Here is a 21,319-nt window from a genome sequence, read left to right on the forward strand (position 1 = left end):
CGACGAGGAAGAGGACGAGCATGCCGGAGACCACGCGGACCAGGAGCGCACTCGTCGTGCGCGGCGGCTGGGAGGGGCACCGGCCGGTCGAGGCGACCGACCTGTTCCTCCCGTTCCTCGAGGAGCAGGGCTTCGCGGTCCGCGTCGAGGAGTCGCCCGAGGTCTACGCCGACGCCGACGCGATGTCGGGCCTCGACGTCGTCGTGCAGAGCGTGACCATGTCGGAGGCGTCGCCCGCCGCGATCGCGGGCCTGCGCGCCGCGGTGGCCGCCGGCACCGGGTTCACCGGCTGGCACGGCGGCATCGCCGACTCCTTCCGCGCCTCCTCCGACTACCTGCAGCTCGTCGGCGGCCAGTTCGCCACGCACCCCGCGGTAGCGGAGGGGAGTGAGGACGCGTTCCGTCGGCACCGGATCGAGTTCACCGGCCTCGAGCACCCGATCACCGCCGGACTCGAGGACTTCGAGCTCGTGACCGAGCAGTACTGGGTGCTGCACGACGACCTCATCGACGTGCTCGCCACGACCACTCACCCCGCCGAGGCGTGGCAGGAGTGGCACCGCCCCGTGACGTCGCCGGCGGTCTGGACCCGGGACTGGGGGCGCGGGCGCATCGCGGTGAGCACTCCCGGCCACAGCATCGAGGTGCTGCGGCATCCGACGGTGCGCACGCTCGTCGAGCGCGGGATCCTCTGGACCGCCCGAGTTCTCTGATGCGGCTGCTCCCACCCGACCCCGACCGAAGGACCTCCCCATGACCGACCGCCTCCGCGTCGTCGCCGCCACTCCGATCAGCGACGAGCTGATCGCCCGCGTGGTGGAGCTCGAGCCGCGCGTCGACTTCGTCGCCGACCAGAGCCTGCTCCCGCCGATGCGCCACCCCGGCGACCACGGCGGCGATCCCGCCTTCGAGCGCACTCCCGAGCAGCAGGCCGCGTTCGACGAGCTCGTCGACTCCGCCGAGGTCCTCTACGGCGTCCCGGACGAGACGCCGTCGGCCCTCGCGCGCACCGTCGCCGCGAATCCGTCCCTGCGCTGGGTGCAGACGATGCCGGCGGGCGGCGGCGGCCAGGTGAAGGCCGCGGGGCTCGACTCCGACGCGCTCGAGCGGATCGCGTTCTCGACGAGCGCGGGCGTCCACTCCCAGCCGCTCGCCGAGTTCTCGGTGTTCGGACTGCTCGCCGGCGCCAAGTCGCTGCCGAGGCTCCAGGAGCTGCAGCAGCGGAAGGAGTGGGGATCGCGCTGGACGATGGGGCTGATCTCGGAGCAGACGATCCTGATCGTCGGACTCGGCACGATCGGCCGGGCCACCGCGCAGAAGCTCCAGGGCCTGGGCGCGCGCGTGATCGGCACGAGCCGGCACGAGGACTCCGTCGAGCACGTCGACGAGATCGTGCGGCCCGACGCGATCGCCGAGGCGGCCGAGCGGATCGACGGGGTCGTCGTGACGCTGCCCGGCACCTCCGCCACCGAGAAGCTGGTGGGCGCCGAGTTCTTCGCGGCGCTGCGGCCGGGAGCGACGCTCGTCAGCGTCGGCCGCGGCACCGTGATCGACGAGGAGGCCCTGCTCGCGGCGCTGGACGACGGCCGGGTCGGCTGCGCGGTGCTCGACGTGACCGCGCAGGAGCCGCTGCCCGAGGGCAGCCCGCTGTGGACGCATCCCGCCGTGCTGATCAGCCCGCACACCGCGGCGCTCAACGCCGCCGAGGACCGGCTGATCGCCGAGCTCTTCGCGCGCAACGCGACCCGGTTCCTCGACGGCGAGGAGCTGATCAACCGCGTCGACACGGTCGAGTTCTACTGATGCGACCGCGCCGTCGCGTCCGGCCCGTCGACCCGTCGCGAACGGCCGTGCGGAGCGAGCGGTGGCGACCATCCGCGACGGATCGGGTGGAGGCCGGGCCACGCAGCGCATTCTGCGGTGCACAGCCCCGATCCGTCGCAGAGGGTCGCGCGGCGCAGGTGACGGCGACCGTCCGTGACGGATGAGAGTGAGTGAGGGTGGGCCGCCCCGTGGGTTCTGCGGTCGCGCAGTTCCGATCCGACGCGGATGGTCGTGCGGAGCCGTCGACGGCGTCCGTCCGTGACGGATCGGCATGAGGACGGCCTGCGCGGCGAGCTCCGCGGCAACGCGGCTCCGATCCGTCGCGAAAGGCCGCCGGGAGCGGGCGGCGGCGGCCGTCCGCGACGGATCGGGCACGGACCCCGACGGCCGGGCGAGGCCCGCCGAGGAGCGGAATCGGCGCCGCGAACCTCCGATTCGCCTCCACGGGCCCCCGGATCGGCTACTATCCGGGCCGATCAGGGCGATGCGGCCACCGCGGAGGCCCTCGACGGCCTACCGTTGCACCATGGCGTCAACCGAAACACCCGATACCGCCCCCGAGGATCAGAGCGCGACCGCCGCTCAGAGCGCCTCCGAGGCTCCGACCACCGAGGCCCCCGCCGCACCCGCCGCCGCGGCCTCCGACGAGCCCCGCTCGCTCACCTTCTCCGACCTGGGCCTCAGCGAGCCCGTCCTCAAGGCTCTCAAGGAGGTCGGCTACGAGACGCCCTCGGCGATCCAGGCCGCGACGATCCCGTCCCTCCTCTCGGGCCGCGACGTCCTCGGCGTCGCCCAGACCGGCACCGGCAAGACTGCCGCGTTCGCGCTGCCGATCCTCTCCCGCCTCGACGTCTCGCAGAAGACCCCGCAGGCCCTCGTGCTCGCTCCCACCCGCGAGCTCGCGCTCCAGGTGTGCGAGGCGTTCGAGCGCTACGCGTCGGCGCTGCGCGGCGTGCACGTGCTCCCCGTCTACGGCGGCCAGGGCTACGGCACCCAGCTCTCCGCGCTGCGCCGCGGCGTCCACGTCGTCGTCGGCACGCCCGGCCGCATCATGGACCACCTCGAGAAGGGCACCCTCGACCTCTCGGCCCTGAAGTACCTGGTGCTCGACGAGGCCGACGAGATGCTCAAGATGGGCTTCGCGGAGGACGTCGAGACGATCCTCGCCGACACCCCCGTCGAGAAGCAGATCGCGCTGTTCTCGGCGACGATGCCCTCGCAGATCCGCCGCATCTCGGGCAAGTACCTCAAGGAGCCCGAGGAGATCACGGTCAAGAACAAGACCACGACCTCCGTGAACACCACGCAGCGCTACCTGATGGTGTCGTACCCGCAGAAGGTCGACGCCCTCACCCGCATCCTCGAGGTCGAGAACTTCGAGGGCATGATCGTGTTCGTCCGCACCAAGAGCGAGACCGAGACGCTGGCCGAGAAGCTGCGCGCCCGCGGCTACACCGCCGCCGCGATCAGCGGAGACGTCGCCCAGGCCCAGCGCGAGCGCACCGTCGAGCAGCTGAAGTCGGGCAAGCTCGACATCCTCGTCGCCACCGACGTCGCGGCCCGCGGCCTCGACGTCGAGCGCATCAGCCACGTCGTCAACTACGACATCCCGATCGACACCGAGTCGTACGTGCACCGCATCGGCCGCACCGGCCGTGCCGGGCGCAGCGGAGCGGCGATCAGCTTCGTCACGCCGCGCGAGCGCCGCCTGCTCGCCGCGATCGAGAAGGCGACCCGCCAGCCGCTGACCGAGATGCGCATGCCCAGCGTCGAGGACGTCAACGTCACGCGCCTCTCGCGCTTCGACGACGCGATCACGGAGGCGCTCGCCGACTCCGAGCGCCTGCAGCGCTTCCGCGACATCATCGGCCACTACGTCGAGCACCACGACGTCGTCGAGTCCGACGTCGCCGCGGCGCTGGCGATCGTCGCCCAGGGCGAGGAGCCGCTGCTCCTCTCGCCCGACGATCCCCGCTTCGCGCGCCGCGAGCGCGACGACCGCGAGGCGCGCCCCGAGCGCGACCGCGGAGACCGCGGCGACCGCGGCTTCGACCGCGACCGGGGCGAGCGTCCCGAGCGCCGCCAGCGCCCGGCGAACAGCAACCTCGCCTCGTACCGGATCGAGGTGGGCCGCCGTCAGCGCGTCGAGCCCCGCCAGATCGTCGGCGCGCTCGCGAACGAGGGCGGCCTCAACCGCGGCGACTTCGGGCACATCGACATCCGCCCCGACTTCTCGATCGTCGAGCTGCCGGCCGACCTGCCCCAGGACGTGCTCGACCGTCTCGCCGACACCCGCATCAGCGGCCAGCTGATCGAGTTGAAGCCCGACCGCCGCCCGAGCCGCGCCGGCGCCGACCGCGGCGGCCGCCCCTCCGGCCCGTCCCGCTCGTCCGAGCGCCCGGACCGCAAGCCGCGCTACTAGCGCTCGCGCGCCGACCCCGGAGGGGCCGGTCCGCCGACCGAGGAGCTGCCGCTCCCCGCCGGCGGGCCGGCCCCTCCGTCGTCCCGCCGCTCCGTCGTCCCGCCCCCCTCCGTCGTCCCGCCGTTCCTCCGAGTGGACGCGCAACGGGCCCTGCCCGCCCGCCGGCGCCCTGTCCGCGTCCACTCACCGCGGCGGCGGAGGGCGACCCGTCGCGGACCGGGCGCACAGAGACAGCCGAAGCCCGGTTCGCGTCGACTCGCGGGCGGGGCGGATCTCGATACGCCCGTTCCCGCGGGCTACTCGATCAGCGAGGGACGATGCGGGGCGCAGGGCGTGGGCGCGGCGGCGCGCATTCCTGCTGGTCGAGTAGCGGCGGCACGCCGCGTATCGAGACCCGCGTGTCCAGCGGAGTGGATCTCGATACGCCCGCTGCCGCGGGCTACTCGATCAGCAGGGGACGGCGCAGAGCGTGGGTGCAGCGGCGCGCATTCCCTGCTGGTCGAGTAGCGGCGGTACGCCGCGTATCGAGACCCGCGTGTCCAGGAGGGCGGATCTCGGGAAGCCCGCTAGCCGGCGGCCGGGTGCCGCTGCGGCGCGCCGAACAGCAGCGCGGTCGTCGCCGCGACGACGGCGCCCGCCGCCAGGGCCGCGGCGAGCACGACGAGCTGGAACTGCGCGGCCTCCAGCGGCGACGCTCCCGCGAACACCGCGCCGACGAAGGCTCCCGGCAGGGTGACGAGACCGGTCGTCCGCGTCTGGTCCGTCGCCGGCACGAGCGCCGTCGAGGCCGCCGCGCGCACCAGGCGCAGGGCGGCGCGGCGCGGAGTGCCACCCAGCGCCAGCCAGCCCTCCACCTCCTCCGTCCCCGCGGCGAGACCGGCGCGCAGCTGCCGTCCCATCAGCGACGCGGCGGTCATCGCTCCGCCGATGACGATGCCGCCGGTCGCGAGCAGGTAGCGCGGCTCCGCCCCGACGGCCCCGGTCGCGGTGACGACCGCGAGAGGGACCCCCGCCGCGGAGAGCAGCACCACGAAGGTCCGCAGGCCGCTGCGGTCCAGGCCCGCGCGCTCGCGCACCGTCCACGTCGCCGCGACGAGCATCAGCACCAGGAACGCGGCGACCAGCCGAGCATCCTCGATGATGCCGTGCAGCACGAGGCTGAGGAGTCCGAGCTGCAGCGCCGCCCGCGTGATCGCGACCGCCTGGGCACCGGGCCGTTCGAGTCGCAGCGCCGCGACGATCGCCGTCGTCACCAGCGCGAGCACCAGCACGGCGACGAGCGTCGGAACGGTGGTGGAGGTCATGGTGCGTCGAGCCTACGAGGCGCGGGGCCGCGCGCTCGGACCGGCCCCGTCACTCCGCTCGCCCCTCAGCGCCGCAGCACCCGCCGCGCCAGCACGTTGCCCAGCAGCTGCACCAGCTGCACGATCACGATGATCACGAGCACCGCGCCCCAGGTCACGACCGGCTCGAACTGCCGGTAGCCGTACTGGATCGCGAAGTTGCCGAGACCGCCGGCGCCGATGTACCCGGCGACGGCCGACATGTCCACGATGGCGACGAAGACGAAGGTGTAGCCGAGGATCAGCGGGCCGAGCGCCTCGGGGAGCAGGACGGTGCGGACGATCCGCAGTCGGCTCGCTCCGACCGAGCGCGCGGCCTCGATCACGCCGGGCTGCACGGTCAGCAGGTTCTGCTCGACGATACGGCCGATGCCGAACGCGGCGGCCAGCGACAGCGAGAAGATGATCGCGTCGGTGCCGATGCCCGAGCCGACCACGAGGCGGGCGAGCGGCTGGGCGGCCGCGATGAAGATGATGAACGGGATCGGCCGGAAGATGTTAACGACGACGTTCAGGAGCCCGTAGACCAGGCGGTTCGCGAACAGCGCGCCGCCGCGGGTGAGCGCGAGGCCGAGGCCGATGAGCAGGCCGCCGAGCCCTCCGAAGAGCAGGCTGAAGGCGACGATGTAGAGCGTCTCGCCGGTGGCCTTCGCGAGTTCGGGGAGCAGCTCGATCAGGGCGTTCATCGGGGCACCTCCGTGAGGTCGACGCGAGCGCCGAGGCGGGCGAGAAGGGGCTCGACGACGTCGTCCGACGCGTCGAGGGCGACCGTGAGGTGGCCGAAGGCGCGTCCGCGGACGTCGGTGATGCTCCGTAGACCAGCTCGAGCGGCACACCGGCCGCGGCGATGTCGGCGAAGACGTCGCCCTGCGAGGCGGAGCCGTCCGAGAACGACAGCGTGACCAGCCGGCCGCGGTGGCGCTGCCGCAGCACGGCCGCCTCGGCGGGGGAGGGCACGGAGCGGACGACGGTCGAGACGAAGCGCCGGGTGACCGGCTCGCGCGGGGCCGAGAACACGTCGAACACGTCGCCGCGCTCGACGATGCGGCCCGACTCCATCACGGCGACCTTCGTCGCGAGCTGCTGGATCACGTCCATCTCGTGCGTGATGACGAGGATCGTGACCCCGAGCTCCTCGTTGATGCGCCGCAGCAGTGCGAGGACCTCGCCGGTCGTGTCCGGGTCGAGCGCGCTGGTGGCCTCGTCGGCGAGCAGGATGCGGGGCGAGGCGGCGAGGGCGCGGGCGATGCCCACGCGCTGCTTCTGACCGCCCGAGAGCTGCTCCGGATGGCTGCGCGCCTTGTCCGAGAGGCCGACGAAGCTCAGCATCTCGTCGACGCGGGCCTTCAGCTCGGCGCGCGGAGTGCCGGCGACCTGCAGCGGGTAGGCCACGTTCTGCCACACCGTCTTGGAGCCGAACAGGTTGAACTGCTGGAAGATCATGCCGATGCCCAGCCGGATGCGGCGCAGCTCCCGCTCGGGCAGTCCGACGATGTCGCGGCCGTCGATCTCGATGCTGCCGGAGGTCGCGGGCTCGAGCGCGTTGACGAGGCGCGCGAGCGTGCTCTTCCCGGCGCCGGAGTAGCCGATCACGCCCTGCACGTCGCCGGCCTCGATGTCGAGGCTGACGCCGTCGACCGCGGTCGAGGCCGTCGCCCCGCGGGACAGGGGCGGGTAGACCTTGCTCACGTCGGTGAGGCGGATGAGCGGCACGGCGCTCCCTTCGAGGGGTTCGGGCGGGGGTGCCGGTGTCCCGGCGGACGGACGGGATCCCCCGCCGGAGCAGGGGATCCCGTCGCGAGGAGAGGGCGGATCAGCCCCGGGCGGATCAGCCCTGGGCGGCGGTGTCCGCCTCGACGGTCTCGAGCGAGGCCTCCAGCTCGTCCGCGGGGGTCTTCACGAAGATCGCGGTGCCGCCCGACTGCTCCGACACTCCGTCGAGCACGGCCTGCGTGCTCTGGTAGATGTCGACGAGCTCCTGGTACGTCTCGTTGTCGGCGTCCTCGGAGCGGGCGGCGAACACGTTGACGTAGGGGAGCGCGTTGGGGTCGCTCGGGTCGTCCGTCGCGATCGCGTCGGTCGCCTCGAGGCCGGCGTTCTCGATGAAGTCGTTGTTGATGATCGCGGCGGCGACGTCGGGCAGCGAGGTCGGGGTCAGCGACGCCTCGAGGGCGGTCACCTCGACCTTGGACTTCGCGGTGTCGACGTCGTCGACGCTCGAGAAGATGCTGCCGCCGTCCGTCAGCTCGATCAGACCGGCCGACTGGAGCACGAGCAGTCCGCGGGCCTGGTTGCTCTCGTCGTTCGGAACGGCCACGGTCGAGCCCTCGGGGATGTCCTCGACGCTGTCGTACTGCGTGGAGTAGAGGCCGAGCGGGTAGATCGCGGTCGCGCCGATCGGCACGAGGTCCTCGTCGGCCGAGGTGTTGTACTGCGCCAGGTAGACGATGTGCTGGAACTGGTTGAGGTCGATCTCGCCCTCGCTCAGCGCCGGGTTGGGCTGGTTGTAGTCGCTGAAGTCGACGATCTCGACGTCGATCCCGGCGTCGGCGGCGGCCTCCTCGTAGGTGGCCCAGTAGGGGTCGCTGGCGCCGACGACGCCGATGCGGACGGTGTCGCTCTCGCCCGCCGAGGCGGAGCAGCCGGCGAGGGCGAGGGCGGAGGCGGTGATCGCGGTGGTCGCGAGGAGCTTCGTGCGCAGGGACATGCTGTGGGGATCCTTCCGTGGAGAGGATCCGCGCGGTGCTGCCCGCTGAGGGGGCGGCGACCACGGGCGGTGCTGATCACCGCCGGCGCTGCGACCGGCCTCCGGTCGCTCGACGCCGCGTCGACGCGGAACCCGGGGACCACGGTACGGACGTCGCGCGGTGCGCGCGAAACACGCGCGTAACACGACGACTCGCGCCGGACCGAGCAGACGGGGGAGGAAGGGGCGAGCGGCAGGGGAGGAGGGTCAGCCCGCGAGGGCTTCGGCCTCCGCGGCCTCGTGCTTCGCCAGGCGCTTCGCGATCGCGTCGCGCTCGGCCCGGAGCGACGCGATGGTCGGCTGGTCCAGGCGCGGATCCGCGAGGTCGGCGAACGGGCTCGCCGAGCCGGTGCGGGCCGAGACGAGGGCGGCGTACGCCTTCGTGGCGGAGCGCAGCTCGGCGCCGGCGCGCTCGACCTTCCGAGGGCTCGAGGCCTTGTCCGAGACGAGTCGGGCGTGCTTGTCGAGGGCGGCTACCAGTGCCTGGTGGGCCGCGTCAATCTTCTTGCTCATAGGCGCATTATGGCGCAAGCTCGCCTCTCGAGGCGAGACGCCGACCGGGGGACGTCCTCGGAGCGCGCCCGTCAGACCGGTCCGGAGCCGCGGGAGACCGACGTCGACTCCGAGCGGTGCGCCGCGCTCGTCGCCACCGCCTCGAGCACCCGCTGCACGTCGAGCGCGTCGTCGAACGTCGGTGCCACCGGGGTGCCGCCCGCGATCGCCTCGACCAGGTCGACGACCTGGTGCGTGAAGAGGTGCTCGTAGCCGATGCCGTGCCCCGTGGGCCACCACGCCTCCATGTACGGGTGCACGGGCTCGGTCACCTGGATGCGCCGGAAGCCCTGCGCCTCGTCGGCGTCGCGCGCGTCGTAGTACTCGAGCTCGTTCATCCGCTCGAAGTCGAACGCGATCGAGCCGGTCTCACCGTCGATCTCGATGCGGTTGGCGTTGCGGCGGCCGGTCGCGACACGGGTCGCTTCGAAGACGCCGAGGGCGCCTCCCTCGAACGCGGCCGTGAAGGCGACGGCGTCGTCGACCGTGACCGGTCCGCGCTCCGCCCCCTCCTCGGCGCGCCCGCCGAGCCCCGACTGCTCGGCCAGCACCGGGCGCTCGGTCGTGAAGGTGCGCAGCACGGCCGAGACGGAGGAGATGCGCCGGCCGGTCAGCCACTGCGCCGTGTCGATGCTGTGCGCGCCGATGTCGCCCAGCGCGCCTGATCCGGCGCGGTCCTTCTGCAGCCGCCAGGTCAGCGGCGCCTCGGAGTCGCGCAGCCAGTCCTGCAGGTACTGCGCGCGGACGTGGCGGATCGCCCCGAGCCGGCCCTCGTCGACGAAGCGCTTGGCGAGGGCCAGCGCGGGGGTGCGGCGGTAGCTGAAGCCGCACATCGCGACGCGGTCGGAGGCGCTCGCGGCGGCCGCCATCCGCTCGGCCTCCTCGACGGAGTTGGCGAGCGGCTTCTCGCAGAGCACGTGCTTGCCCGCCTCGAGGGCCGCGATCGCGATCTCGGCGTGCGTGTCGCCGGGGGTGCAGATGTCGACCAGGTCGATGTCGTCGCGCTCGATCACCGCGCGCCAGTCGGTCGAGGCCTCGCTCCAGCCGAGGACGTCGGCGCGCTCGCGGGTCGTCTCGGGGTTGCTCCCCACGAGCACGGCGAGCTCGGGCTCGAGCGGCAGGGGGAAGAAGCGGGCGGCGGTGCGCCAGGCGTGCGAATGGGTCCTGCCCATGAAAGCGGTCCCCACGAGTGCCACCCGCAGTGCTCGGTCGTTCGACATCCTCGTCCTCTCGTCGGCGATCCGACCCTGCCACGGGACGGGGCCGGAGGGCTACCTCCGGCAGTCGCCCTCGACGTCGACGGTCACGACCCTCCCCGCGTGAAGCGGGTCAGCCCTCGTCGAGGTCGGCGAGGTCGAGGACGAAGCGGTACCGCACGTCGTTCGCCTCCAGCCGCGCGAGGGCCGTGCCGACCTCCGCCGACGGCAGCACCTCGACCTCGGCCGCGACCCCGTGCTCGGCGCAGAAGTCGAGCAGCTCCTGGGTGGCGCGGAGCCCGCCGCTGCCGCCGGAGGTGAGGCTCTTCCTCCCGATCAGCAGGTCGAGCACCTCGACCGTCACCGGCCCGAGCGCCCCGAGGACGCTCAGCGCACCGTCGAGGGCGAGGACGCGCAGGTACGGCGCCACGTCGTGCGGCGCCGAGATCGTGTCGAGCACGAGGTCGAGGCGCCCGCGCTGCGCGGCCATCGCCTCGGAGTCGCGGCTGACGACGACCTCCGACGCACCGAGGGCGAGCGCATCCGCAGTCTTGGCCGCGCTGCTCGTGAAGACGGTCACCTCGGCGCCGAGCGCTCGGACCAGCGTCACCGCCAGGTGCCCGAGGCCGCCGAGACCGACGACGCCGACGCGGGTCCCCGGTCCGACGTGACGGCTGCGCAGCGGCTCCCACACCGTGATCCCGGCGCAGAGCAGCGGAGCGGCGGCCGCCGGGTCGAGGCCGGCGGGCAGCCGGTGGACGAAGCGCTCGCGCACCACCTGCTCGCGCGACCAGCCGCCGAGCGTCGGCCTGCCGTCCCTCCGATCGACACCGCCGTAGGCGAGCGTCGGGAACTCGCGGCAGAAGTTCTCCTGGCCCGCGGCGCACAGATCGCACTCCCCGCAGGAGTCGACGATCGTGCCGACCGCGACCGCGTCGCCGGGAGCGAAGAGGGTCACGCCGGAGCCCACCTCGGTCACCGTCCCGACCAGCTCGTGGCCCGGCACGAGGCGGGCGTCGCCGTCGAGGGCGTGGAGCGCGTGGACGTCGCTGTGGCAGACGCCGCAGAAGTCGACGCGGAGCGCGACGTCGTCGCTCCGGAGGTCCCGCCGCTCGATGCTCGAGCGGACGGGTCGGGGTGCGGACGCCGTGGCGGCGTAGGCGGTCGTGCGGCGCATGGGGGCTCCTCAGGAATAAACCAACCGGTTTGTTATTCCTACCGTAGCAGGAGAGCTCATCGAGAAACAGACCGGTCGGTAGGATCGATCCATGACCCCGCTCCCTCCGACCGACAAGGGCGCGGCCACCCGCCGCCGCATCATGGACGCGGCCACGGCCGAGTTCTCGGAGCACGGCCTCGCCGGCGCCCGCGTGGACCGCATCGCGGCGGTCGCCTCCTCGAACAAGGCGCAGCTCTACGCGTACTTCACCAGCAAGGAGCTGCTCTTCGACGCGGTCTTCGAGGCCTCGCTCGACCGCATCGTCGACGTCGTGCCGATCGACCCCTCCGATCTCCCCGACTGGGCCGTCCGCCTCTACGACGAGTACCTCGCGCGCCCCGACCTCATCCGGCTCGCCACGTGGGCGCGACTCGAGCGCCATCCGATCGGGCACCTCGTGCCGGGTGACGAGGCCCGCCGCCGCGAGGAGGGGAAGCTCGAGGCGATCCGCGCGGCGCAGGCGCGCGGCCTGATCGCCGTGCAGGCGGATCCCTTCGACGTGATGGCGATGGTCATCGCGATGTCGATGGCGTGGTCGCCGGTGAGCACCGTCTACTCGGCGTCGGCGGACGAGGAGCGCCGCGAGCACGACCGGCGCCGCGCGTTCCTCCGGGTGGCCGTGGGCCGGGCCTTCCCGGCGGCCTGACGCCCACCGCCCGCTACGGTGAAGGCCGAACGGAGGCGCCCATGACCTGGCAGCTCGAGACGATCCCCTACGACCATCCCGACGCGGACGCGCTCCGCGCCGCCCAGCGCGTCGAGCTCGACGAGCGCTACGGCAGCACCGACCACGAGCCCGGCGTGCCTCCCTCGGCCGCCGACGTCCCCGTGTTCGTCGTCGCCCGCGACGCCGACGGCACGGCACGGGCCTGCGGCGGCCTCCGTCCGCTGGCCGACTCGGTCCTCGGCCCCGGAGTGATCGAGGTCAAGCGGATGTTCGTGGACCCGTCGGCACGCGGCTCCGGAGTCGCGACCCTGGTCCTGCGCCGGCTCGAGCAGCTCGCTGCGGGGCTCGGAGCGACGCGACTCGTCCTCGAGACGGGCACCCGGCAGCCCGACGCGGTCCGCTTCTACGAGCGCGAGGGCTACACGTCCGTCCCGCTCTTCGGCGCCTACATCGGCGGCGAGTGGTCGCTCTGCTTCTCGCGCGACCTCTGAGTGCTGCGCCTCGAGCGGCGAGCGCAGGTGGAACGACGAAGGGGCGCCCCTTCCGGGACGCCCCTCCGATGATGCCGTGACCGCTAGGCGCGGCGGCGGCGCGTGATCATCAGCGCGAGCCCGCCGAGGATCCCGAACGCCGCGAGGGCGAGCGGTGCGGTCGGCGAGACGCCCGTCGCGGCGAGGACCGGCCGGCCTGCCGTGACTCCGCCGCCCGAGCCGCTGCCCGCACCCGTCGATGCGCCGGCGCGGGCCGCCGCCTCGGCGACCGAGCAGTCGACCGTCTCGGCGACCTGGTCGGCCTCGGTCGTCCCGTAGTCGTACGTCGTGCTCGCGACGCGGCCGCTGCTCGCGCCCACGGCGACGACGCAGTAGGCCCCGGCCTCGGGGTCGGCGAGGGGGTACTCGCCGATCGCGATCGGAGACCAGCCGACCGCGTCCGCGGTGTACGACAGACGCGTGCCGCCGTCGGCCAGGCGCTGGCGCGTGCCGTCGACGGAGTGGATGCTCACCGAGACGCGCTCGCCGCCGCCGAAGCCGACCACGCCGCCGCCGCTGGTGGGCTGTCCGTCGGCGGGAGCGGGCTCGAACGGCGCGCCGACCGGCCAGATGCGGATCGAGGGGTCACCGGCGACCTGCACGAGCGAGGCCGAGACGGAGCGGCCGCTCGTCGTTCCGACGCCCGTCACCGTGAAGGTGCCGAGCTGGTCCTCCATGGTGTCCTCGGTCAACGGCACGTAGGCCTCCCCGTAGATCGCGTTCGGGCGCTCCCCGACGATCGTCCTCACCGTGCCGTCCGGCGCGGTGAGCGTCGTCGTGACGGGCTCGTCGCGATCGAAGCCGCTGAGCACGCCGACGCCACCGAAGAAGCGGAAGCCGCCCACGCCGATCTCGCTGCCGGCCGGGATGAACGGCGTGTCGGCGACCCAGAAGGTGACGGCGGGGTCGGGCTGCAGGATCGTCAGCGGGGCGGCGTTCGAGGAGACCCTCTCCCCGGTCGCGTCGCGGCCGGTCGCGACGACGGTGATCTCCTCGCCGGGTCGGGGGAGGTGCGGGTTCAGGCTGGAGCCGTCGGTGAGGGTCGAGGGGAACCAGTCCGTGACCGCCGCCACTCCGGACGTGGAGACGATCGACTCGGTGCGGGCCTCCTCCATCGGTCCGTCCATCAGCGAGACGGTGACGACCGTGTCCGGAGCGAAGCCGGTGAGGAGGGCGTTGATACCGTCTCCCCAGCCGAGGTCGCCCTCGCGGGGCTCCGACCCGGCCGTGTACGTCGTGCGGGAGAGGGTCAGGACCGGGGCCGCGGCCGCAGGCGCGGCGGGCGCCGCGGTGGGTGCGGTCGTCGCCTCGGGAGCGGCCGTCGGCGCGGGAGTGCCGGTCGCCTCCGGAGCGCTCGTCGCCTCGGGCGCGCTGGGCGCCTCCGGAGTGCTGGTCGGTTCCGGACTGCTCGTCGCCGGCGGCTCGCTGGTGGCGACCGGGGTCGGTGCGGGCTCGAGCACCGGCGCGACCGCGGTCGGTGTCACCTCGGAGGCGGGTGCCTCGAGGATCTCGGTGGCCCCCGCCGCGCTCGGGACGCGAGCGCTCCCAGCAGTGCGGCGGTCGTGATGACGGAGGCCGTGCGGCCCCCTCGCGCTGTACGCACGATTCCTGCTTCCTCCGGGGCGCAGTGCGCTCTCCCGGCTTCCCCGTGGATCCGGGGGCGAAGCGCCCCCTGGTGCTGATCCTGGCGGAGCGGAGGGTCGCGACACGACGTCCCGACACAACGAACGCATCACGGTTCTCGGCGAGGCGGTCGACGGGGGCCAGCGCTCGTCGACGGCCGTCCGAGGGGCGGGGAACGACGGAGGGGCGCCCCTCTCGGGACGCCCCTCCGGTGGTGCCGTGACCGCTAGGCGCGGCGGCGCCGCGTGATCATCAGCGCGAGTCCGCCGAGGATCCCGAACGCCGCGAGAGCGAAGGGAGCCGCGGGCGAGACGCCGGTCGCCGCGAGGACGGGCCGGCCGGCCGTGACTCCGGTGCCCGAGCCGCTGCCCGCGCCCGTCGTCGCACCGGCTCGGGCCGCCGCCTCGGCGACCGAGCAGTCGGCCGACTCCGGCAGAAGGTCCGACTCGGTCGTGCCGTAGTCGTACGAGGTGCTCGCGGTGCGGCCGCTGGTCGCGCCGAGGGCGACGACGCAGTAGACCTCGGCGTCGGGGTCGTCGAGCGGGTACCGGCCCAGCGCGATCGGGCTCCAGCCCACCCCGTCAGCGGTGTACGCCAGGCCGGTGCTGCCGTCGGCGAGGCGCTGGCGCGTGCCGTCGACCGAGTGGATGCTCACCGAGACGAGCTCGTTCGACGCGAAGCCCCAGAGGGCTCCGCCGCTCGTGGGCTGCCCGTCGTCAGGCCCCGGCTTGGAGGGAGCGCTGGAGGGCCAGATCCGGATCCCGGGCTCGCCGGCGACCTGCACCAGCGAAGCCGAGGCGCTGCGGCCGCTCGTCGTTCCGACGCCCGTCACCGTGAAGGTCCCGAGCTGATCGGCCATGGTGCTCTCGTCGAGACGGACGAAGGTCTCGCCGTAGATCATCGACCAGGGGTCGTCCGCCGTCAGGGTGGTGACCGAGCCGTCGGGAGCGGTGAGGGTCGTCGTGACGAGCTCGTCACGGTCGAAGCCGACCAGCAGGGCGACCACCTCGAAGACTCGGAAGCCGGCCACGCCGACCTCGCTGCCGGCTTCGATGCGGCCGCCGTCCTCGGCGACGACGAAGGACACCCCCGCAGCGGGCCGCGTCATCGTCAGCGGCACGGTGCTCGACGTGATCGGCTCCCCGGCCGCGTCGATCCCCGAGGCCACCACGGAGATCCGCTCACCGGCTCGGGGGAGGTGCGGGTAGGTGCTGAAGCCGTCCGAGCGCGAGGGCAGCCAGTCGTCCAGCACGATCTCGCCGGTCGCGGAGGAGACGACCGTGGTGCGCGCTTCCTCGTCCGGGCCGTCCATGAGCGAGATCACGACGACGGTGCCGGGGGTGTAGCCCGAGCCGGTGACGTCGATGCCGTCGCCCCACCCCGCGTCCGGTCCGCCGACGGCGGTCGATCCGACGACGAACGTCGTGCGGGAGAGGGCGAGCTCCGGAGCCGCGGACACGGGAGCCGCGCTCGGCACGGCGACGGGCGTCTCGGCGGCGACCGGAGTCGCGACCGGTGCGCTGGTCGGCTCGGGCGTGCTGGTCGGTTCCGGCGTGCCCGTGGGCTCCGGACTGCTCGTCGGCTCCGGATCGCTGGTCGCGGCCGGGGTCGGCGTGGGCTCGAGCACCGGCGCGACCGCGGTCGGTGTCGCCTCGGAGGCGGGTGCTCGAGGATCTCGGTGGCCCCCGCCGCGCTCGGGAGCGCGAGCGCTCCCAGCAGTGCGGCGGTCGTGATGACGGAGGCCGTGCGGCCCCCTCGCGCTGTACGCACGATTCCTGCTTCCTCCGGGGCGCAGTGCGCTCTCCCGGCTTCCCCATGGATCCGGGGGCGAAGCGCCCCCTGGTGCTGATCCTGGCGGAGCGGGGGCATGCGACACGACGTCCCGACACAACGAATGCATCACGGAATCCGACGGCCGGAGGAGACCCCGGCCGCCGGCCGTCGGCGTCAGCCCTCGAGCGGCAGCAGGATGCCCTTCACCGTCTCGTCGGTCGCCAGGAACTCCTGCACCGCGGGGTCCTGGAACGCCTGCACGAGCTTCTCGATGTTCTCGGTGTCGGCGTAGCGGGAGCCGATCGTGAGCTGCCCGGCGAAGTCGTCGGGGGCGGTCGGCGCGAAGATCTGCTTCTCGATCGGGATGTCGGCGGCGAGGTAGTACTCGGTGTAGCCGACGGCCGCGTCGAGGTCCGGCAGCGCGCGCGACTGGGCCGCGAAGTCGAGCAGGGTGAACTTCAGGTTCTTGGGGTTCGAGGCGATGTCGTCCTGCGTCGCCGTGCCGGGCTCGGTGCCGGGCTTCAGCTCGATCAGCCCCGCGCTCTGCAGCAGCCAGAGGCCCTGGGCCTCGTTCGCCGGGTCGGAGTAGAGCGAGATCGTGCCGCCGTCGGGGATCTCGGACACGTCGCCGTACTTGTCGCTCCAGAGTCCGAAGCCCCAGCGGAACACCGGAGTCGCCGCCTCCTCCTCGAAGTCGGGGTTCGACTCGAGCACCTGCCCGAGCCAGAGCTTGTGCTGGTACACCGTCGCGGCGACCTCGCCCTCGCTGACGGCGCGGTTGATGGTGTTGCTGTCCGAGAGGCCCTTGAACTCCACCTCGATGCCGTACTTCGGCGCGACCTCGTCGGCGACGAACTGCACGAGCGCCTGCTCCGACGCGTTGCCCTCGGCCGTGGCGACGTAGAGCGTCGCTCCCTCGGTTTCGTTCGCCGACACGGCGGGCGAGAGGATCGGCACGACGACCGCCGCGCCGATGCCGAGCGCGACGACCGCGCCTCCGGCGATCCACGGCCAGCGGCGCTTCTTCTTCAGCTCGAAGCCGAGGGTGTCGGAGGTGTCGGGGGTGTCGTTCTGCGTGGGCATGAGAGGCCTTCCGGAGTGCGCGCGCGGGTTCCGGGCGCGCGAGAGGGACGCCGCGGGGGGAGGCCGGGCGAGGGGTGGGGGAGAAGAGAGGGGAGCGGTCTCAGACCGCGGCGGCGACGCGCTCGGGCCGCCGGGTGCGCGAGGCGCTCGGCGTCGTGGCGCGCACCAGGGCGTCGCCGGTGAGCTGCACGAGCGCGACCGTGGCGACCAGGATCACGATCGTCGCGAGCATCACCGTGTTGTCGAAGCGCTGGTAGCCGTAGGTGACGGCCACGTAGCCGATGCCACCGGCTCCGATCGTGCCCGCGATGGCCGAGTACTCGATCATCGCGATCGTGTTGATGGTCAGGCCGCCGATGATCTGCGGCACGGCCTCGCTGAGCTGCGCCGAGCGGACGACCTGCAGTCGCGACGCTCCGGAGGCGCGGGCCACGCGGGTCAGCGCGATCGGCACGCTCCGCAGCGCGTTCTCGACGATGCGGGTGAAGAACGCGATGCCCGCGATCGACATCGGCACGACGGCCGCCGCGATGCCGATGTTGGTGCCGGTGATCAGCCGGGTGAACGGCATGATCGACGCCATCAGGATCAGGAACGGCAGCGAGCGGCCGATGCTGATCACCCAGCTCAGGGTCTGGTGCGCGGCGCGGTTCTCGAACAGTCCGCCGGGTGCCAGGTTGTGCACGGCGGCTCCGAGCGGGATCCCGACGAGCACGACGATCGTCATCACGATGCCGACCATGATCAGGGTCTCGCCGAGTGCGGGCAGCACGAGCGCCGGGATCTCGGCGATCGGGACGCGGTTGTCGAGGTGCAGGCTCATGCGGCGATCTCCTCGGTGAGCTCGAGCGGGGCGGAGTCGACGCGCACGGGGGCCGGGCGGACCGACAGGCCGAGCGCTCCGGCGGCGTCGACGAGGCGGCGCTCGTCGACGGGGCCGAGCGCGATCGTGGCGTGACCGACGGCCCGCCCGCCGATCGTCTCGATGGCGGCGCCGAGGAGCGACACCGGTCCGACCGTCTCGCCGAGACGGGCGATCCAGTCGGCCGGCACGTCGGAGCGCGCGTAGCCGAGCACCCACTCGGTGAGCCCGGGGGCCGGAGTCGCGGCCGGGCGCAGCGGATTCAGCGCGAGGCCCAGGGGCGAGGAGGCGTCGCGGAGCAGGTCGACGAGGCGCCCCGACTCCACGATGCGGCCGTGATCGAGCAGGGCGGCCGAGTCGGCGACCTGCCGCACCGTCTCCATCTCGTGCGTGATGAACAGGATCGACAGGCCGAGGTCGTCGCGCAGCTCCTTGAGGAGGGTCGTGATCGCGGTCGTCGACGCGGGGTCGAGCCCCGAGGTGGCCTCGTCCGAGAGCAGCACGCTGGGGCGCAGGGCCAGGGCCCGGGCGATGCCGACGCGCTGGCGCTGACCGCCCGAGAGCTGATGGGGGTAGTGCCGGGCGCGCTCGGCGAGTCCGACGCGGTCGAGCAGCTCGGCGACGCGGCGCGTGGTCTCGGCGGGCGTCACTCCGAGGTACTCGAGCGGCAGCGCGACGTTCTGGGCCGCGGTGCGGCGGCTGAAGAGGCCGTCGGACTGGAAGACGGTGCCGATGCGGCGGCGCGCGACGCGCAGCTCCTGCTCGGACAGCTGCGAGAGCGCATCGCCGTTCACGACGACCGAGCCGGAGGTGGGACGCTCGAGGAGGTTCACGCACGCGGCGAGCGTGCTCTTCCCGGCGCCGCTCGGGCCGACGACGGCGAAGATCTCGCCCGTCGCGACCGAGAAGTCGAGGCGGTCGAGCACGGTGACGGCGGCGTCGCCGTGTCCGTAGACCTTCGTGAGCTGCTCGAGGCGGATCATGCCTGCTGTCCTTCCGGGACGGGGCGGAGCGGGCGCCGTCGGCGCACGGGGACGATGATGGAGCATCGCCGCCGCCCCGCGTCGGCCGCGTGACGTCCGCCGTAACACTCCGCCCGTACTGGCCCCTGGAAGGGAGGCGTCAGTACACGAACCAGCGCAGCCAGTCGCGGTTGTGCGCGTGCACCAGGGCCAGGAAGACCACGAGGTCGAACAGCAGGTGCACGCAGATCACGTAGGTGAGCGACTTCGTCTTCGAGAAGATCCAGCCCTGCAGCAGCGCGAACGGGATCGTGAACGCCGGCGCCCACTCGCGGTAGCCGAGCTCCCAGAGGAACGACACGAACACGACCGCCTGCAGCACGTTCGCCCACCACATCGGCAGGTGGCGGCGCAGCACCGCGAAGACGACGCAGATGAAGAACAGCTCGTCCCAGATGCCGACGAAGCCCACTCCGACGAACAGGCGCGCGACTTCGTCCGGAGCGTGGATGGCGGGCCAGTTCAGGTAGGCGCCCGAGCGGATGAAGTAGAACGGCAGCAGGATCCAGCCCAGCACCAGCACGGCGGGCAGGTACGACTTCTCCAGCGGCGTCCACTTCTGGCCGGTGCGCAGCGGGAAGCGGATGATCCGCCTCTTCGTGCCGTAGCGGTCGATCGCCCAGGGCACGGCGACGGCCGCCGAGAGCACCGCGCCCATCAGCGCCATGTTGGGATAGTCGAGGTTCGCCTCGACCGAGATCGTGCTGACGATCACGAGCCCGGCGGCGATCAGCGACAGGTCCACCGCGAGGACTCGATCGATCACGAGCGCGAGCAGGAGGCTCGCGCCGAGCACGAGGTAGCCCGCGAGCGGGAGGCGGAGTCCGAAGAGGAGGACGGCCGAGACGGAGATCCCGGCGGCCGGGGCGAGAGCGGGAGGCACGGCTTCAGGGTAGGCGCGCGGTGTCCCGCGCCTGCATCGGGCTTGCCGGCTTAGCCGGGCTAAATCACCCTGAGGGTGAAGCCGGTGAAGTACAGGGACCTGGCGGCTCTGCTGCGACGAGCAGGGTTCTCCGCACGGCAGGGCAGGGAAGATCACGAGGTGTGGACCCGTGGTCCGCATCGGGTGGTGATCACGCAGACACGTGAGATCTCACCTGGTCTCGTGCGCACCGCCCTGAAAGCGATCGAAGCGGCATCCGAGGAGGATCGATGACCATCACAGCCACCGCCCACCGGTGGGAGCACGGGTGGGAGCTCTGGATCGACGGCGAGCCCGCGACCCAGGTCGCTTCACTCGACAGAGCCGCGCAGCAGGTTCGCGACTACCTCGACACCGTCGAGCCCGCGACGGACCACAGTCGGTGGGAGGTCGCGATCGTTCCCGAGATCGGCGACCTCGGTGCAGAGGTCGTCGAAGCGAGATCGGCCACGGACCAGGCTGCCCGGGCGGCGGTGACGGCTGCGGCACGCTCCCGCGCTGCGGCTCGGCATCTGCGTGAGGCCGGTTTCTCGGTCGCCGACTCCGCAGCGATCCTCGGAGTGTCCCGCGGTCGCGTCTCCCAGCTCGTCAACGGCTGAGACCACCGGTCGGGGCGCACCCCCGGCATCACCGGGGAGCTCCGCGTCAGCGGAGCGCCTCCAGCGCGACGGACGCGGCGCGGGCGACGAGGGTGTCGTCGTAGGGGAGCGACGGGTCGGTGCGCTCGGTCAGCACGGCGATCACGATCGGAGCCGCATCCGGACGCTCGACGACGGCGAGGTCGTTCCGGAGCCCGCCCGCTCCGCCGGACTTGTCGACGACGCTCCAGCCGTCGGGAGCGCCCGCGCGCACGAGCGCGTCGCCCGTCGCGTTGCCGCTCATCCAGTCGTGCAGCTGAGCGCGGTCGGCCGGATCGAGCGCATCGCCCAGGAGGAGCGCGCGCAGGTCGCCCGCGAGCGATCGCGCGGTGCCGGAGTCGAGACCCTCCGGTGAGACCCGGTTCAGCTCGGGCTCGATCCGGTCGACGCGCGTGACGTCGTCGCCGAGTGCACGGAGCGCCTCCTGCAGTCCGGCCGGCCCGCCGAGCTCCTGCAGCACGATGTTGTGAGCGGTGTTGTCGCTGAGGCGGACCGCGGCCTCGGCCACTTCGCCGAGCGGCAGGCCCGTCGCCGTGGCGGGACCGGTGACGGGCGAGTGGTCGACCACGCCGCTCCAGATGACGACGCGCTCGAGATCCGCAGGCTCGGAGCGGGCGAGCAGCGCGCCCGCTGCCAGCGCCTTGATCGAGGACGCGAACCGGAACCGTTCGTCGGCGCGGTGCTCCACGGTGCGCTCGTCACCGGTGTCGATCGCGACGAGCCCGATCCGGGCGGCGTACTCGGCCTCGAGGGCGACGAGGGCGGTCTCGATCGCAGCGGCGTCGACGTCCGGGGTGCCGGGCGGAGTCGTCGCGGGAGGCTGGTCGCCGTCGTGGCCGCACCGGGAGTGCCCGCCTCCGGAGCCGCCCCGCCTGGAGCGCACCCCGCCAGCGCGGG

General features: G+C 73.0%; 20 protein-coding genes and 1 pseudogene. 7 read left to right on the forward strand and 14 right to left on the reverse strand.

The features are described 5' to 3' along the window. Positions 1 to 20: 20 nt before the first annotated feature. The 3 genes from B0T42_RS01850 (at position 21) to B0T42_RS01860 (ending at position 4,246) form a co-directional block, all read left to right on the forward strand. Positions 21 to 713: a ThuA domain-containing protein gene (locus B0T42_RS01850; protein ID WP_077221717.1), complete on the forward strand. Its 693-nt coding sequence runs from the start codon at positions 21 to 23 to the stop codon at positions 711 to 713. A gap of 40 nt (positions 714 to 753) precedes the next feature. Further along, complete coding sequence (locus B0T42_RS01855) at positions 754 to 1,803, forward strand: D-2-hydroxyacid dehydrogenase (protein ID WP_077221718.1); 1,050 nt, start codon at positions 754 to 756, stop codon at positions 1,801 to 1,803. A gap of 547 nt (positions 1,804 to 2,350) precedes the next feature. Beyond that, the gene (locus B0T42_RS01860; protein WP_077221719.1) at positions 2,351 to 4,246 is read left to right on the forward strand and encodes a DEAD/DEAH box helicase; all 1,896 of its coding nucleotides are present in this window, start codon (positions 2,351 to 2,353) and stop codon (positions 4,244 to 4,246) included. Positions 4,247 to 4,812: 566 nt separating this feature from the next. On the opposite strand, the gene B0T42_RS01865 is transcribed toward B0T42_RS01860, so the two are convergent. From B0T42_RS01865 to B0T42_RS01890, 6 genes and pseudogenes are all read right to left on the reverse strand, one after another. Further along, positions 4,813 to 5,550, reverse strand: coding sequence for an ABC transporter permease (locus tag B0T42_RS01865; protein ID WP_077221720.1), 738 nt, complete (start codon positions 5,548 to 5,550; stop codon positions 4,813 to 4,815). Between the two features lie 65 nt (positions 5,551 to 5,615). Next, positions 5,616 to 6,275, reverse strand: a complete 660-nt coding sequence (locus B0T42_RS01870) for a methionine ABC transporter permease (RefSeq protein WP_077221721.1) — start codon at positions 6,273 to 6,275, stop codon at positions 5,616 to 5,618. Then, positions 6,272 to 7,302: pseudogene (locus tag B0T42_RS01875) on the reverse strand (methionine ABC transporter ATP-binding protein). The gene B0T42_RS01870 and the pseudogene B0T42_RS01875 overlap by 4 nt, the downstream one beginning before the upstream one ends. Before the next feature lie 115 nt (positions 7,303 to 7,417). Further along, the gene (locus B0T42_RS01880; protein WP_077221722.1) at positions 7,418 to 8,296 is read right to left on the reverse strand and encodes a MetQ/NlpA family ABC transporter substrate-binding protein; all 879 of its coding nucleotides are present in this window, start codon (positions 8,294 to 8,296) and stop codon (positions 7,418 to 7,420) included. A gap of 246 nt (positions 8,297 to 8,542) precedes the next feature. Further along, complete coding sequence (locus B0T42_RS01885) at positions 8,543 to 8,848, reverse strand: hypothetical protein (protein ID WP_077221723.1); 306 nt, start codon at positions 8,846 to 8,848, stop codon at positions 8,543 to 8,545. A 71-nt stretch (positions 8,849 to 8,919) separates the two neighbouring features. Further along, positions 8,920 to 10,107 carry a Gfo/Idh/MocA family protein gene (locus B0T42_RS01890; RefSeq protein ID WP_077221724.1) on the reverse strand — a complete coding sequence of 396 codons (1,188 nt, stop codon included), beginning with the start codon at positions 10,105 to 10,107 and terminating at the stop codon, positions 8,920 to 8,922. Between B0T42_RS01890 and B0T42_RS20420 the strand changes: the two genes are divergently transcribed. Then, positions 10,058 to 10,210 carry a hypothetical protein gene (locus B0T42_RS20420; RefSeq protein ID WP_173892273.1) on the forward strand — a complete coding sequence of 51 codons (153 nt, stop codon included), beginning with the start codon at positions 10,058 to 10,060 and terminating at the stop codon, positions 10,208 to 10,210. The two genes, B0T42_RS01890 and B0T42_RS20420, sit on opposite strands and share 50 nt — an antisense overlap. A 6-nt stretch (positions 10,211 to 10,216) precedes the next feature. Here B0T42_RS20420 and B0T42_RS01895 read toward each other — a convergent pair whose 3' ends face one another. Then, entirely contained in the window at positions 10,217 to 11,260 is a 1,044-nt protein-coding gene (locus tag B0T42_RS01895; RefSeq protein WP_077221725.1) for an NAD(P)-dependent alcohol dehydrogenase, read from the reverse strand. Between the two features lie 91 nt (positions 11,261 to 11,351). Between B0T42_RS01895 and B0T42_RS01900 the strand changes: the two genes are divergently transcribed. Both B0T42_RS01900 and B0T42_RS01905 read left to right on the forward strand, forming a co-directional pair. Next, positions 11,352 to 11,948 (forward strand): TetR family transcriptional regulator, encoded by a 597-nt coding sequence (locus B0T42_RS01900; protein WP_077221726.1) that lies wholly within the window; start codon positions 11,352 to 11,354, stop codon positions 11,946 to 11,948. A gap of 41 nt (positions 11,949 to 11,989) precedes the next feature. Further along, positions 11,990 to 12,460, forward strand: a complete 471-nt coding sequence (locus B0T42_RS01905) for a GNAT family N-acetyltransferase (protein ID WP_056866185.1) — start codon at positions 11,990 to 11,992, stop codon at positions 12,458 to 12,460. An 83-nt stretch (positions 12,461 to 12,543) separates the two neighbouring features. Here B0T42_RS01905 and B0T42_RS01910 read toward each other — a convergent pair whose 3' ends face one another. The 6 genes from B0T42_RS01910 to B0T42_RS01940 form a co-directional block, all read right to left on the reverse strand. Next, complete coding sequence (locus B0T42_RS01910; RefSeq protein WP_077221727.1) at positions 12,544 to 13,983, reverse strand: LPXTG cell wall anchor domain-containing protein; 1,440 nt, start codon at positions 13,981 to 13,983, stop codon at positions 12,544 to 12,546. Between the two features lie 365 nt (positions 13,984 to 14,348). Then, positions 14,349 to 15,749, reverse strand: coding sequence for a RodZ family helix-turn-helix domain-containing protein (locus B0T42_RS01915; RefSeq protein WP_139344384.1), 1,401 nt, complete (start codon positions 15,747 to 15,749; stop codon positions 14,349 to 14,351). Between the two features lie 320 nt (positions 15,750 to 16,069). Beyond that, positions 16,070 to 16,978 (reverse strand): MetQ/NlpA family ABC transporter substrate-binding protein, encoded by a 909-nt coding sequence (locus B0T42_RS01925; RefSeq protein WP_077221730.1) that lies wholly within the window; start codon positions 16,976 to 16,978, stop codon positions 16,070 to 16,072. 100 nt (positions 16,979 to 17,078) lie between these two features. Then, positions 17,079 to 17,801, reverse strand: coding sequence for a methionine ABC transporter permease (locus B0T42_RS01930; protein ID WP_077221731.1), 723 nt, complete (start codon positions 17,799 to 17,801; stop codon positions 17,079 to 17,081). Next, entirely contained in the window at positions 17,798 to 18,823 is a 1,026-nt protein-coding gene (locus tag B0T42_RS01935) for a methionine ABC transporter ATP-binding protein (protein ID WP_077221732.1), read from the reverse strand. Before B0T42_RS01935 ends, B0T42_RS01930 begins: the two co-directional genes overlap by 4 nt. 139 nt (positions 18,824 to 18,962) lie before the next feature. Continuing rightward, complete coding sequence (locus B0T42_RS01940) at positions 18,963 to 19,745, reverse strand: CPBP family intramembrane glutamic endopeptidase (protein WP_056866191.1); 783 nt, start codon at positions 19,743 to 19,745, stop codon at positions 18,963 to 18,965. A gap of 269 nt (positions 19,746 to 20,014) precedes the next feature. Between B0T42_RS01940 and B0T42_RS01950 the strand changes: the two genes are divergently transcribed. Beyond that, positions 20,015 to 20,383, forward strand: a complete 369-nt coding sequence (locus B0T42_RS01950) for an antitoxin HicB (RefSeq protein ID WP_077221734.1) — start codon at positions 20,015 to 20,017, stop codon at positions 20,381 to 20,383. A 46-nt stretch (positions 20,384 to 20,429) separates the two neighbouring features. Here B0T42_RS01950 and bla read toward each other — a convergent pair whose 3' ends face one another. Next, positions 20,430 to 21,305: a class A beta-lactamase gene (bla, locus tag B0T42_RS01955; protein ID WP_201788470.1), complete on the reverse strand. Its 876-nt coding sequence runs from the start codon at positions 21,303 to 21,305 to the stop codon at positions 20,430 to 20,432. Between the last annotated feature and the right edge of the window lie 14 nt (positions 21,306 to 21,319).

It is taken from the genome of Rathayibacter rhapontici, assembly GCF_001995175.1.
Taxonomy (GTDB): Bacteria; Actinomycetota; Actinomycetes; order Actinomycetales; family Microbacteriaceae; genus Rathayibacter.